The sequence below is a fragment of the Pseudonocardia phyllosphaerae genome, assembly GCF_046546475.1.
GTDB lineage: Bacteria > Actinomycetota > Actinomycetes > Mycobacteriales > Pseudonocardiaceae > Pseudonocardia > Pseudonocardia phyllosphaerae.
In genome coordinates this window covers 91,468-104,411 of sequence record NZ_JBKGXS010000009.1, presented here as the reverse complement: position 1 = coordinate 104,411, position 12,944 = coordinate 91,468, and the positions used below count along the sequence as shown (strand labels likewise).

Here is a 12,944-nt window from a genome sequence, read left to right as displayed (position 1 = left end):
GCTAGAAGGCGGGCCAGGGAATGGCCGGGCCGAAGCCGTCCGGGCCGGGGAAGCGCGGCTCGGCGAGCAGGTGGTCGATCCGCGAGCGCAGCGCCGCGACCTCGCGCCGGGTGACGTGCTCCCCGAGGACGTCGGCGAGCTCCCCGTTCAGCCGGTCGCGGAGCTCCTTGAGCTGTGCGGTGTGCTCCTCGCCGATCTCGTCGCCGATCCAGCCCCACAGCACGGTCCGCAGCTTGGGCTCGGTGTGCAGGGTGAGGCCGTGGTCGACGCCGTAGACCCCGGTGCGTTCGGCCGTGGTGCCGTCGGTGTCGGTGCCGCGGCAGACGATGACGTGCCCGCCCTTGCGGTCGGCGTTGTTCACCACGACGTCGAACAGCGCCATCGCGCGCAGCGTCGGGTCGTCGGCGTGCGCGAGCACCACCGGGTCGCCGCCGCCGTCGCGGGCGCGCAGCACCGACAGCCAGCCGTCCGGGATCTCGTCGGGGGCGCACAGCTCCACCAGCGACTCGGCCGCCAGGTGGATGGTGGTCTCGTCGAGGTCGCCGTCGAAGTCGTCGGTCTCCGGGTCGGTCAGCGCGCTCTCGTCGCCGGAGGACACCCAGGCCTGCACCATGCCCGGCCCGAACGGGGCCTCGTCGCGCAGCACCGTCGGCGGCACGACCCGCAGCCCGGACGCCTCGGAGACCAGGTAGGACGCGACCTCGCGGCCGGCGAGCGTGCCGTCCGGGAAGTCCCACAGCGGGCGCTCCCCGCGGACCGGCTTGTAGACGCAGCGCAGCTCGACGCCGTCGGCCTGCACGGTGCCGAACAGGGTGGCGTTGGAGGCGTCGACCATCCGTCCGGTGACGTCCATCCGGCCGTGTTCGAGGATCTCCAGGACCGCCGGGTCCCGCAGGTCGGGGACCGGGTTCATTCGACCTCGGCCACGGGGTTGCGGTCGTGGTAGCCGTTGAGGCGGACGCAGACGTGCCCCTCGGGGTCCAGCGGCTCGGCACACAGCGGGCACGGCGCGCGGCCGGCGTCGACGACCTTCTCGGCGCGCTCGGCGAACGCCTTCGCCGCCGACGGGGACAGGAACACGCGCAGCGCGTCCGGGCCCTCCTCGGTGTCGTCGAGCACGACCGACTCGTCGATCTCCTCCTCGGTGACCGCGAGCAGCTCGACGACGATCGAGCTGGAGTCCGCGTCCCAGCCCAGGCCCATCGTGCCGACCCGGAACTCCTCCTCCAGCGGGACCGTGAGCGGGTCGCTGTCGCCGGTGGGGACGGGCCGGTCATCGGAGGCCAGGTTCGCCTCGCCGAACCGCTTGCCGACCTCGCCGAGCAGCGCGGTGATGCGCTCCGCGAGCACCGAGACCTGCTGTTTCTCGAGCAGCACGCTGATCGTGCGTGCACTCTCGATGGCCTGGAGGTAGAACGCCCGGTCGCCGGGCTCGCCGACGGTCCCGGCCACGAAGCGGTCGGGGGCGCGGAAGACGTGGATGACGCGTGCCATGACCCTTCCCAGGGTAGGCGAGAGGCGGTCGGGGGGCATCCCCGCCACCGGTGGAACCCCCGCCGAACTGGGGCGACGCCCGGGCGCGGCGAGCGGGATCACCCTGGCTCACGCGTTCGTGGCGCCCCCGACGACGGCGTCGGAGCTCTCGGCCGCGGAACTGCCGGTGCCGGAGCTCTCCGCGGTGTCCTCCGCGCTGTCCTCCGCGGCGGGCTTCTTCGGCGGCGGCGGGACCAGGCTCGCGACGTCGCCGGACTGCTCGTTCATCCGGGCCACGAACGGCCGCAGCTCGGTGTAGGTGACCACGCTCACCGAGCAGGTGTCGACGACGATCCGCTGGAAGTTGTCGAGGTGGCAGGCCAGCGCGTCGGCCAGGATCGACTTGATGACGTCGCCGTGGCTGCACGCCAGCACGATCGACCGGTTCCCGTGCTCGGCGGTCACCCGGGCGACCTGGCGCCGGACCGCGGCGACGGCGCGGGCCTGCATGGCGGCCAGGCCCTCGCCGTCCGGGAAGACCGCGGCCGACGGGTGGGCCTGCACGACCTTCCACAGCTCCTCGCCGGTCAGCTCGGAGACCTTGCGGTTGGTCCAGGAGCCGTAGTCGACCTCGGCGAGGCCGTCGTCGACGACGGGGTCGAGGCCGCGGGCCCGCGCGAGCGGCGCCACGGTCTGCCGGCACCGGGTCAGCGGCGAGGTGACGATCGAGGCCAGCGGCAGGTCGGCCAGCCGGTCGACGACCTTCGCCGCCTGCTCACGGCCGCGCTCGTCGAGCTCGACGCCGGGCGTGCGCCCGGCCAGGACGCCCGCGGTGTTCGCCGTGGACCGCCCGTGGCGGAGCAGGATCAGCGTGGTCACGGAACCCGAGGCTACGCGGTCACGTCGCGTTGATCGCGCCGATCGCGAGGGCGGCCAGCAGGGCGACGCCGAGCGCGATGCGGTAGGCGACGAACACGTAGACGCTGTTGTTCTGCACGAACTTCAGCAGCCAGGCGATCGAGGCGTAGCCGACCGCGAACGCGACCAGCACGGCGACGAGCATCTGGATGCCGGTCGGTCCGTCGCCGGCGAACACGTCGGGCAGGGTGAACAGCCCGGCCGCGAACACCGACGGGGTGGCCAGCAGGAACGAGTAGCGCACGATCGCCGGACGGGTCAGACCGAGCGCCAGGCCCGCGGTGATCGTCCCGCCGGAGCGCGAGACGCCCGGGATCAACGCCATGGCCTGGGCGAACCCGAGGATCACGCCCTGCTTCCAGGAGATCTTCTCGATCGGGGTGACCTGCTTGCCGAACCGCTCGGCGAGCCCGAGCAGGAGGCCGAACACGATCAGCGTGGTGGCGACCAGCCACAGGTTCCGCGCGACGGTCTCGATCTGGTCCTTGAACAGCACGCCGAGGAGCCCGATCGGGATGGTGCCGACGATGACCAGCCAGGCCAGCCGGTAGTCGTCGGTCTGCCGGACCTGCTGGTCGCGGAACCCGCGCAGCCAGGTGACGAACAGCGTCCACAGGTCCTTGGCGAAGTAGACGATCACCGCGGCCTCGGTGCCGAGCTGGGACACCGCGGTGAACGCCGCGCCCGGGTCGGAGTCGAAGAACAGCGCGGACACGATCCGCAGGTGTGCCGACGACGACACGGGCAGGAACTCGGTCAGCCCCTGCACCAGGCCGAGGACGACGACCTCGAGCCAGCTCACGGGCGGCTCCCGGGGATACGCCCGGCGGGGCGGGCGAGGAGATCCATCACGGGCCGTGACCGTACCGGGGGCGACGGCGGTCACAGTGCCTGCCCTCCGTGGTGCCGGACCTGTCCGGTTCGGACCCGGCCCGGCCCGGTGCTGGCCGCGACGGGCCGGGCCGACCTAAGCTGGGAATCGATCCGTCGTCACCCGGCGTTCACCTGCCGGGACGCCCAATCACCAGGCACGACCGGGAGGCGCGAGTGGCAGCGAGCGGACCGGAGGACCCCGCCGAGGGGAATCGCGTGGCCGGGGCCCGGCCGGACGGCGAGGGATGGACCGACGACCGGTGGGAGTACCGGCCCGTCCTCATCGAGTCCGGCGTCTCCCGGCTGACCACGGCGGTGCGCCTGGCGATCCAGGCCGAGTTCGCAGGCTGGGAGCTGGCGCGGCTGCGGCTCTACCCCGGCGGGGTGCGCAAGGTCGTGCTGCGCCGTCGGCTGTCCGCCCGGGACTCCGAGCGGCTGCTGCCCGAGCCGACGTTCTGACCCGCATCCGGTTCCGGCCCGCATCCGGTTCCGGCCCGCGCCTACCCGAGGGTGCCCAGGTCCGGCGGGGCGCCGGCCCCGAGCGGGCTCGGGACGCCGCGGAAGCCGTAGGGCGCCGGGTCACGGCCGGGCTGGACGTACCAGCACTCCCCCGGCCCGCCACGGGCCAGCACCTGCTCGATCGCGGCGGCCACGTCGTCCGCGGCGAGCAGCGGGAAGTCGCCGAACCGGTCCCGGAACCCGTCGACCAGCGCGGTGTCGGCGAAGCCCGGGCAGACCGCGGCGACGGTGATGCCGTCCCCGGCCAGCGCCGGTCCCGCCGCCCGCACGTACCCGACGACGGCGTGCTTGGTCGCGGTGTAGAGCGCGTCGCCGGGCATGCCGACCAGCCCGGCCAGCGACGCCGTCACCACGACCCGGCCGCCACCGGCGCGGCGCAGCGCGGGCACCGCGGCCGACAGGCCGAACACCACGTGGTCCAGATTGACGCCGACGATCCGCCGGTAGGCCGCCACGTCGACGTCCTCCACGCCCGGGACGCCGGACGTCGCGCCCGCGTTGAGCAGCACGGTGTCCAGCCGCCCGTAGGTGTCCTCCGCCGCCGCAACCGCCGCCGGCAGCGCCGCCGGGTCGGTGACGTCGGCCGGGAACGCCAGGCCGCCTGCCCGCTGCGCCACGGCGGCGGCCCCGGCGGCGTCGCGGTCGACGACCACGACCCGCGCACCCGACGCGGCCAGCCGGTGCACCGCCGCCGCGCCGATGCCCGCGGCCCCGCCGGTGACCAGAGCGACGCTGCTCGTGGCCGGCATCAGGAGTGCCGCAGGAACCGGTCCAGCACCCGGGTGCCGAACTGCAGGGCGTCGACCGGGACGCGCTCGTCGATGCCGTGGAACAGCGACGCGAAGTCCAGCTCCGGGGGCAGCCGCAGCGGCGCGAAGCCGTAGCACTTCATGCCCAGCGTGGAGAACGCCTTCGCGTCGGTGCCGCCGGAGAGCATGTAGGGCACGATCTCCGCGGCCGGGTCCTCGGTGCGCAGTGCGTCCTGCATGGCCCGGGTCAGCGCACCCTCGAACGGCGTCTCCACCGCGGGCAGGTCGGTGACCCACTCGCGCTCGACGTCCGGGCCGATCAGCTCGTCGACCTCGCGCAGGAACGCCTCCTCGCGGCCCGGCAGGACCCGGCAGTCCACGACCGCCTCCGCCGTCGAGGGGATGACGTTGGCCTTGTAGCCGGCGTTCAGCATGGTCGGGTTGGCGGTGTCGCGCACCGTCGCGCCGATGATCCGCGAGATCGGGCCGAGCTTGGCCAGCGCGCCCTCGAGGTCGTCCTCCGGGTACTCGACGCCGGTCAGCTCGGTCATCCGGTCCAGGAACGCCTGCACCGTGTCGGTGATCGTCAGCGGGAACGTGTGGTTGCCCAGCCGGGCGACGGCCTCGGCCAGGATCGTCACCGCGTTGTCGTCGTGCAGGAACGAGCCGTGGCCGGGCTTGCCCTTGGCACGCAGGCGCATCCAGGCGATGCCCTTCTCCGCGGCCTCGATCAGGTAGGCGCGCTGGTCCTCGCCGAGGGTCAGCGAGAACCCGCCGACCTCCCCGACGGCCTCGGTGCAGCCGGCGAACAGGTCCGGCCGGTGCTCCACCAGCCACTGGGCGCCCCACTTGCCGCCGGCCTCCTCGTCGGCGACGAAGGCCCACACGATGTCCCGCGGCGGGACGACGCCCTCACGCTTGAAGCGGCGGGCCACCGCCAGCATCATCGCGTCCATGTCCTTCATGTCGACGGCGCCGCGGCCCCAGACGTAGCCGTCCTGGACCGCGCCGGAGAACGGGTGCACCGACCACTCGCTCGCGTCCGCGGGGACGACGTCGAGGTGGCCGTGCATCAGCAGCGCGCCGCGCTCGCGGTCGGCGCCCTCGAGCCGGGCGACGACGTTCATCCGCTTGGGCATGCCGGACTGGATGACCTCGACCTCGTAGCCGACCTCGCGCAGCTTGTCCGCGACGTAGTCGGCGGCCTCGGCCTCACCGGCCAGGGTCTCGGGGTCCGCGGTGTTGGTGGTGTCGATCCGGATCAGCTCGGAGCACAGCTGGACGACCTCGGCCTCCGCCCCGGCCGCCTCACTGGTGAAGATCTGGTTCGCGTCGCCCGTCATGGGCGCCTGTCTACCACCGTGGACCGACGACCCACCCGGTCACGGGCACCGCGGCGGGCTGGTCTATAGTTCTTCCAGACGCGATCGAGAGATCGCGATGTCCGAGTGGCGGAATGGCAGACGCGCTAGCTTGAGGTGCTAGTCCCCGTGCTAGGGGGTGGGGGTTCAAGTCCCCCCTCGGACACATCGAAGATCACCGACCCGGGTGGGTCGGTGATTTTTTTGTGCCCGGCCGGGTGGTGGCGCGGCGACGACATGCGCTCGCGGATCATCGCCAGCAGACTGGCCCCTCACCGTCGTCAGAGAGGACCGGCGCGATGGAGCGTGGCCAGGACACCGATGCCGACCCGACCGTGATCATGGTGATCCGGCACGGGGAGAAGCCGAACGGGGAGAGCCAGGAGTTCGGCATGCAGTACAGCGGTGAGCACGACCCGCACTCGCTGAGCGTGCGCGGGTGGTCCCGGGCCGGTGCCCTGGTCGGGCTGTTCTGCCCGGCCCAGGGCCCGCCGCGGGCGGGGCTGGCCCGCCCCGAGGTCGTCTACGCGTCCGGGCACGCCTCGGACGGGAGCCACCGCCCGGTGCAGACGGTCACCGAACTGGCCGAGGCGACCGGCACCGACCTGCACACCCACATCAGTGCGGGCGCCGAGGCCGACCTCGTCCACGAGCTCGACGGCCGTCCGGGTCCCACGCTCGTCGCCTGGCAGCACGAGGCGATCCCCGACATCGCCCGCGAGCTGAACCGCATCGCACCGGTGGACCCTGCGCCACCGGAGGCGTGGGACCCGTCCCGCTTCGACCTCGTGTGGACCTTCACCCGCACCGCCGACGGCTGGGCCTTCGCGCAGGTGCCGCAGCTGCTGCTGGACGGCGACTCCGCCGAGCCCATCGACTGAACCGGACCCGGCCGAACCCCCCGAGCGGACAGGTGGTCACGTGACGAACCCAGATCCTTCAGGCACCGGTTCTTCCGGCAGCGGGGCCCGCACCGACGGGGCCGAGATGGCCGACCGCCGGACGATCACCGTCGGTCTGGTGCCCGCACCCGGTCCGCCGGCCGACATCGCCTCCGAGCTCGCGACGAGGCTCCCGAACCTGCTGTCCGAGCGCATCGACCCCGGCACGGAGTGGCACGTCGAGGTCCACACCGACCCGCTCACCGGGTCCGGCGAGGCCACCCCCGAGGTGCTCGACGGCACCGAGCGGGTCCGCCGGGAGCGCGACTGGGACTACGCCGTGTGCGTCACCGACCTGCCGATCTTCTGGGACGAGAAGGTCGTGGTCACGCAGACGAGCCGGGACCGGCGGATCGGTGAGACCTCGGTACCGGCGCTGGGCACCGTCGGCCGGCGGCGCAGGCTGCAGGAGACCACCCTCCGGATCGTCGACGAGATGGTCACCGGACGACGCGCGACCGGTGCCGCGTCCACCCACGGCCACCGGCTCGCCGGGGAGGTCCCGTCCGTCCGGCGCGACGAGGCCTCCCCCGGCCCCGGCGACGTCGACGTCCGCTACCTGGCACCCGGCGTCGTCGCCCGCACCCGGCTGATCGCCGGGATGGTGCTGGCCAACCAGCCGTGGGGCATCTTCCTGTCGATGAAGAGCGCGATGACGGCGGCGTTCGCCGCGGGCGCGTCGTCGCTGGTCTTCTCGACGATGTGGGAGCTGGCCAACGCGTTCCACTGGCCGCACTTCGTCTCCCTGATGCTCATGTCGGTGGCCGCGATGGTCTGCTGGATCGTGTTCTCCCACCAGATGTGGGAGCGGGCGTCCGAGGCCGGGTCGGCGAGCCTGGCCCGTCTCTACAACACCGCCACCGTGGGCACGCTGCTGGTGGCGGTGACGATCGCCTACGCGGTGCTGTTCGTCCTGCTGCTCGGAGCCTGCTTCTTCTTCGTGCCGACCTCCATCCTCGAGTCGAAGCTCGGCCAGCCCGTCGGCATCGGGTTCTTCTTCCTGCTGGCGTGGCTGATGGCGTCGATCGCCACCGTGGCCGGCGCGCTCGGTTCCGGGCTGGAGGACGACCGGGCGGTGGTCGAGGCGACGTACGGCTTCCGCCAGCAGCGACGGATCGAGAAGCTGCACGAACGCCGGCGCCGGAAGAAGGCGGAGCGGTACGCGGACTGAGACCGTCCCACCCCTGCCCCGAGGTCCCCGCGCCGCGGCTGTCGTCGTCGGCGGCGCCATGATCGCCACGTTCGTGGCAGGACGGCCGCTGGGCGAACGCCTGGTCACGATCGTGGCGATCACAGGAACCACGGCACCCCGGCGCTGCCGGAGCCCGTCCGAGCGGGATCGGATTTCACCGGAACCGGTGCGTTCCGCGCCGCATCCCGCTACTCTGCGGCTGACGACCCGTCGAGGGTGTGGCAGCCCACTCCGCCGCCTCCCCCGGCCGCACGGCCCGCCGCCACCCCGCGAACCGGGTTCCGCCTCACCGCACACCGACGATTTCCGACCCTCGATAGCCGAGGGCTATCGCACCTTCGGTGTTCCCACTTTGACTACGCCGCCCCGCAGGCGAACCATGGTGTCGTACGGGATTGCGTGTTCCCAGCGGAAGGCGGATCCAACGCGCACGCATCCCGATGCGTCATCGAAAGGAAGCGCCCACGTGTACGTGACTCTGGCAGGGGACACGCTCGCACGGTGGCAGTTCGGACTGACGACCGTCTACCACTACTTCTTCGTGCCGTTGACCATCGGTCTGGCGGCCATCACGGCCGGCCTCGAGACCGCATGGGTCCGCACGAACCGCGACAAGTATTTCCACGCCACCAAATTCTGGGGCAAGCTCTTTCTCGTCAACATCGCGATCGGTGTCGTCACCGGAATCGTGCAGGAGTTCCAGTTCGGTCTGAACTGGTCCGCCTACTCGAAGTTCGTCGGTGACGTGTTCGGTGCGCCACTCGCGATGGAGGCGCTGCTCGCCTTCTTCTTCGAGTCCACCTTCATCGGTCTCTGGATCTTCGGGTGGGACAAGCTGCCGAAGGCCGTCCACTGCGCCTGCATGTGGATCGTCTCGATCGGCACCATCCTGTCGTCGTACTTCATCCTCGCGGCCAACTCGTGGATGCAGCACCCGGTCGGCTACAAGGTCGACCCGGCGACGGGCAAGGCCCAGCTGACCGACATCGCGGCCGTGCTGTTCCAGGAGACGACTGTGGTCGTCGTCTTCCACACGCTGGCCGCGGCGGCGCTGAGCGCCGGTGCACTCGTCGTCGGCATCTCCGCGCTGCACCTGCTGCGCACCTCGCGGCTGCAGCGCAAGAACAAGGAGACCAACCCGAAGTCGGTCGCGACCATGCGCACCTCGCTGCGCGTGGGCCTGATCGTCTCCGCGGTCGGCGGTCTCGTGACCGCACTGTCCGGCGACAGCCTGGGCAAGGTCATGTTCGTGCAGCAGCCGATGAAGATGGCCGCCGCCGAGGCGCTCTGGGAGACCGAGGGCCCCGCGCCGTTCTCCATCTTCGCGATCGGTGACGTCCGGACCGGCCACAACGTGGTCGACTTCCAGCTGCCCGGCCTGCTGTCCTTCCTGGCGCACAGCGACTTCACCTCGCCTGTGCCCGGCATCAACGACACCGCGGCGGCCGAGGCGGCCGCGTACGGCGGCACCCCGGCCGAGTACCTGCCTGCCGTGATCGTCGCCTACTGGGGCTTCCGGATCATGATCGGTGTCGGCATGACGTCGTTCGGCGTCGCCATGGCCGGCCTGTACCTGACCCGCAACAAGCTGTGGGTGGCCAAGCGCTTCCGCACCCGTGAGGACCAGGCCCCGCGCCTGATGGTCACCAACAAGATCGAGCTCCCGTTCTGGATCTCGCAGTGGGTGTGGCGGGGTGCGCTGCTGACGCTGGCGTTCCCGCTGATCGCCAACAGCGCGGGCTGGATCTTCACCGAGATGGGCCGTCAGCCCTGGGTGGTCTTCGGCCTCATGCGGACCTCGGACGCGGTCTCGCCCGGTGTCACGGTCGCCGAGCAGGCGATCACCGTCATCGGCTTCGCGGTGCTGTACGTGATCCTCGCGGTCATCGAGGTGCGGCTGCTGGCCCGCTTCGCCAACGCCGGCCCGGACACCACGGAGCTGCCTCCGGGTGTGCAGTCCGCGACCGACGACCCGGAGGCCGCGCGCACGACGCCGGCCTTCGCCTACTGAGCCGAGAGGAAATCGAACAATGACACTCCCCGATTTCTGGCTCATCGTCATCGCGCTGCTCTGGACCGGATACTTCTTCCTCGAAGGATTCGACTTCGGCGTCGGCGTGATGCTCAAGCTGCTCGGCCGTGACAACGACGAGCGCAGCACCCTCATGGGCACCATCGGCCCGGTGTGGGACGGCAACGAGGTCTGGCTGATCACCGCGGTCGGTGCGACCTTCGCGGCGTTCCCGGAGTGGTACGGCGCGATGTTCAGCGCCTACTACCTGCCCACGTTCGTGATCCTGGTGGCCCTGATCCTGCGTGGCCTGGCGATCGAGTACCGCCACAAGCGGCACGACGACCACTGGCTGCGCAACTGGGACCACGTGATCTTCTGGACCTCGCTGGTCGTCCCGTTCCTGTGGGGCGTGCTGCTGGCCAACCTGATGCGCGGCCTGTCCTTCGGTCCGGACCACGTGTTCCGCGGCAACCTGCTCGAGGTGTTCAACCCGTTCGCCCTGCTGGGTGGCGTGTTCACCGTGGTGCTGTTCACCTTCCACGGCGCGGTCTTCACCGCGCTGAAGACCAGCGGCCCGATCCGGCGCCGGGCGAACGGTCTGGCCACCTGGCTGGGCCTGCCGACCGTCGTCGTCGCGGTGGCCTACCTGGCCTGGGCGTCGCTGGCCTTCGGCGGTACCCCTGCGGTCGTCGCCGCGGCGATCGCCGTGCTGGCCCTGATCGCCGCCACGGCGATCAACTTCCGGGCTCGTGAGGGCTGGGCGTTCCTGGCCTCGGGCATCGGGGTCATCGCCTCCACCGCCATGGTGTTCCTGGCGATGTTCCCGGCCGTCATGCGCTCGTCGCTCGACCCGGCGTTCGACATGACCGTCGACAACACCGCGGCCGGCCACTACACCCTGGTCATCATGACCTGGATCGCCGGCTTCGCCACGCCGATGGTGCTGATGTACCAGAGCTGGTCGTACTGGGTGTTCCGCCAGCGGATCGCCTCCCCGGGGACGGAGCACCCGTCGCCGACCGCGCACCGGGACGTCTCCGCCCGTTCCCGGTAAGCGCACCCCGCACCGCACACGAGGGCGGTGGGCCCGTCGGCACGACGGACCCACCGCCCTCGTGCTGTGTGCAGGGGCCGGTCAGCTCGCCGGCGCGACCAGCTCGGCGGTCCGGCAGGCCAGCGCGACCAGCGTCAGCGTCGGGCCCACCGCCCCCGCCGACGGGAACACCGCGCTCGACACCACGTGCACGTTCGGCGTGCCGTGCACCCGGCACTCCCGGTCGACCACACCGGTGCGCGGCGAGGCCGACATCCGCAGCAGCCCCATCTGGTGGGTGCCGTCGGACATGTCCATGTCCAGGACCCGGTCGACGTCGTCGAGGTCGACCCGGGCCAGCCCGCACCGCTGCAGCTCCTCCCCGATCAGCCGCAGCGACGACGCGATCGCGGCCCGGTCGGCGCCGGACACCCGGTGGTCGACGCGCAGCCGGTGCTGGCCCAGCGCATCCCGCTCCCGGTCCAGGGTGACCCGGTTCGCCGGGTCGGGGCGCTGCTCGGCGTCGAACCGCAGGCGGCACCGGTCGGAGTCCAGCGGCATGAACGACGGCACCCGCCGCTCCCCGGTCAGCCGCGGCCGCGCCCAGCCGGCGGCGAACCGCGCGACCCGTCCCGGTCCGGCCGCGACGTTGCGGACGTGCCGCCCGATGCCCGACGTCCGGGCGTACCCGGCGTGCATGCCCTTGGCCTTGAACCCGGTCCCCAGCCGGGTCGCGCCCCAGTAGGTCAGCGCGAACGCCGACAGCAGCGCGTCACCGTGCACGGGGTCCTTGGGGTCCGGGAACCACAGCGCCGCCTTGAGGTTGCCCAGGCCGTGCTGCTCCTGCGCCTTCGGCGTGAGCGCGAGCATCCGGCGGGCGTAGACGCCGTCGGAGGTCGGCAGGTAGCCCAGCCCCATCGCCCGTCCGGCCGCGGTCGGGGCGATCCGGCCGACCTCGCCGACCGGGTGGGTCATGTAGTTCCGGCCGACCTGGCCGTACTCGTCGCCGATGCCCGCGCCGAGCCCGGTGCCGCCGTAGCCGTCGGAGGACAGCAGGATCCGGGTCGACTCCAGCCCGCCCGCGGCCAGCACGAACTGCCGCGCCCGCACCCGTAGCTCCAGCCCGGGCCGCGGCGCGACGACCGCCTCGGTCGCCGCCCCGGACAGCGGGTCGCGCTCCAGCCCGGTCACCGACGCGTGCAGGAACAGCCGGATCCGCCCGGCCCGCGCCAGGCGCTCGACCCGCGGCGCGAACGACGTCGGCGGGCTCCACCGCCACAGCCCGTCCCGGTCCAGGACGGCGCCGTCCGCATCGGCCGACTCGGCCGGGAACCCGGACGCGGCCGCGGAGTACTCGCAGGCCCCGGCGTCGAGATGGCGCTGCGCGGCCGGGTACCAGGACCACAGCTCGTCGTGGGTGATCGGCCAGGCCGTACCCGGCAGCCAGTCGCGCTCGGCGAGGTCGAGCGCGTCGAGCGGGGCGCACCGGCCGCCCCAGACGAGGCTGGTGCCGCCGAGCCGCTTCTGCCGGACGGCGTCGACCGGGTCGTGCTCGCCGCGCCCGCGCACCCCGCGGTAGGTGTCGGCGGCGATCCGGCACAGGCCCGCTCCCCCGCCCTCCAGGACGACGACCTGCCGGCCGCGGTCGGCGAGCTCGGCAGCCACCGCGGCGCCCGCGGGACCGCTGCCGATCACGCAGATCTCGGTCTCGAACCAGGAACCGGGCAGCGCGCGCCGCGCATCGAGGATCATCGGTGGCGTCCCTCCCGGCCGGTCGTCGGCGGGCGCCCGGGCCGGACGCCGTCGCGGCGAGTATGGGCCGCGGCCGCTGAGGAATCGTTGAGAACTCACCGAACATCGCCTGTGGGTCG

The 12,944-nt window shown here is 72.3% G+C and carries 12 protein-coding genes and 1 tRNA gene; 6 read left to right on the top strand and 7 right to left on the bottom strand.

Annotation, left to right across the window (positions count from 1 at the left end; genetic code table 11):
• Position 1: 1 nt before the first annotated feature.
• The 4 genes from ACLE50_RS18460 to ACLE50_RS18445 all read right to left on the bottom strand — a co-directional run bounded on the left by ACLE50_RS18460 (position 2) and on the right by ACLE50_RS18445 (position 3,193).
• Positions 2 to 913 (bottom strand): SCO1664 family protein, encoded by a 912-nt coding sequence (locus ACLE50_RS18460; protein ID WP_410944825.1) that lies wholly within the window; start codon positions 911 to 913, stop codon positions 2 to 4.
• Positions 910 to 1,494, bottom strand: a complete 585-nt coding sequence (locus ACLE50_RS18455) for a DUF3090 domain-containing protein (protein ID WP_410944824.1) — start codon at positions 1,492 to 1,494, stop codon at positions 910 to 912. The genes ACLE50_RS18460 and ACLE50_RS18455 overlap by 4 nt, the downstream gene beginning before the upstream one ends.
• A gap of 108 nt (positions 1,495 to 1,602) precedes the next feature.
• A complete protein-coding gene (locus tag ACLE50_RS18450) occupies positions 1,603 to 2,352 on the bottom strand; it encodes a histidine phosphatase family protein (RefSeq protein ID WP_410944823.1) in 750 nt (249 codons plus the stop codon).
• Between the two features lie 19 nt (positions 2,353 to 2,371).
• Positions 2,372 to 3,193, bottom strand: a complete 822-nt coding sequence (locus ACLE50_RS18445; RefSeq protein WP_410944822.1) for an undecaprenyl-diphosphate phosphatase — start codon at positions 3,191 to 3,193, stop codon at positions 2,372 to 2,374.
• A 287-nt stretch (positions 3,194 to 3,480) separates the two neighbouring features.
• On the opposite strand from ACLE50_RS18445, the gene ACLE50_RS18440 reads away from it, so the two are divergent.
• Positions 3,481 to 3,723, top strand: coding sequence for a DUF5703 family protein (locus ACLE50_RS18440; protein WP_410944821.1), 243 nt, complete (start codon positions 3,481 to 3,483; stop codon positions 3,721 to 3,723).
• Between the two features lie 41 nt (positions 3,724 to 3,764).
• On the opposite strand, the gene ACLE50_RS18435 is transcribed toward ACLE50_RS18440, so the two are convergent.
• Entirely contained in the window at positions 3,765 to 4,532 is a 768-nt protein-coding gene (locus ACLE50_RS18435) for an SDR family NAD(P)-dependent oxidoreductase (RefSeq protein ID WP_410944820.1), read from the bottom strand.
• A complete protein-coding gene (locus tag ACLE50_RS18430; protein WP_410944819.1) occupies positions 4,532 to 5,875 on the bottom strand; it encodes a M20/M25/M40 family metallo-hydrolase in 1,344 nt (447 codons plus the stop codon). Before ACLE50_RS18430 ends, ACLE50_RS18435 begins: the two co-directional genes overlap by 1 nt.
• 99 nt (positions 5,876 to 5,974) lie before the next feature.
• Here ACLE50_RS18430 and ACLE50_RS18425 point away from each other — a divergent pair.
• From ACLE50_RS18425 to cydB, 5 genes are all read left to right on the top strand, one after another.
• Positions 5,975 to 6,059: transfer RNA gene (locus ACLE50_RS18425), tRNA-Leu, on the top strand.
• Between the two features lie 133 nt (positions 6,060 to 6,192).
• Complete coding sequence (locus tag ACLE50_RS18420) at positions 6,193 to 6,774, top strand: hypothetical protein (protein ID WP_410944818.1); 582 nt, start codon at positions 6,193 to 6,195, stop codon at positions 6,772 to 6,774.
• A 139-nt stretch (positions 6,775 to 6,913) separates the two neighbouring features.
• The gene (locus tag ACLE50_RS18415; RefSeq protein WP_410944817.1) at positions 6,914 to 8,005 is read left to right on the top strand and encodes a hypothetical protein; all 1,092 of its coding nucleotides are present in this window, start codon (positions 6,914 to 6,916) and stop codon (positions 8,003 to 8,005) included.
• A 493-nt stretch (positions 8,006 to 8,498) separates the two neighbouring features.
• Positions 8,499 to 10,037: a cytochrome ubiquinol oxidase subunit I gene (locus ACLE50_RS18410; protein ID WP_410944816.1), complete on the top strand. Its 1,539-nt coding sequence runs from the start codon at positions 8,499 to 8,501 to the stop codon at positions 10,035 to 10,037.
• 19 nt (positions 10,038 to 10,056) lie between these two features.
• Positions 10,057 to 11,094, top strand: a complete 1,038-nt coding sequence (gene cydB / locus ACLE50_RS18405; protein ID WP_410944815.1) for a cytochrome d ubiquinol oxidase subunit II — start codon at positions 10,057 to 10,059, stop codon at positions 11,092 to 11,094.
• Positions 11,095 to 11,175: 81 nt separating this feature from the next.
• Here cydB and ACLE50_RS18400 read toward each other — a convergent pair whose 3' ends face one another.
• Complete coding sequence (locus ACLE50_RS18400; protein WP_410944814.1) at positions 11,176 to 12,825, bottom strand: FAD-dependent oxidoreductase; 1,650 nt, start codon at positions 12,823 to 12,825, stop codon at positions 11,176 to 11,178.
• Positions 12,826 to 12,944 lie beyond the last annotated feature (119 nt).

What these genes read in the sequence shown, in the direction of transcription:
- ACLE50_RS18460 (WP_410944825.1), bottom strand. Translation starts at nt 913, where the DNA reads ATGAACCCGGTCCCCGACCTGCGGGACCCGGCGGTCCTGGAGATCCTC.
- ACLE50_RS18455 (WP_410944824.1), bottom strand. Translation starts at nt 1,494, where the DNA reads ATGGCACGCGTCATCCACGTCTTCCGCGCCCCCGACCGCTTCGTGGCC.
- ACLE50_RS18435 (WP_410944820.1), bottom strand. Translation starts at nt 4,532, where the DNA reads ATGCCGGCCACGAGCAGCGTCGCTCTGGTCACCGGCGGGGCCGCGGGC.
- ACLE50_RS18430 (WP_410944819.1), bottom strand. Translation starts at nt 5,875, where the DNA reads ATGACGGGCGACGCGAACCAGATCTTCACCAGTGAGGCGGCCGGGGCG.
- ACLE50_RS18420 (WP_410944818.1), top strand. Translation starts at nt 6,193, where the DNA reads ATGGAGCGTGGCCAGGACACCGATGCCGACCCGACCGTGATCATGGTG.
- cydB (WP_410944815.1), top strand. Translation starts at nt 10,057, where the DNA reads ATGACACTCCCCGATTTCTGGCTCATCGTCATCGCGCTGCTCTGGACC.
- ACLE50_RS18400 (WP_410944814.1), bottom strand. Translation starts at nt 12,825, where the DNA reads ATGATCCTCGATGCGCGGCGCGCGCTGCCCGGTTCCTGGTTCGAGACC.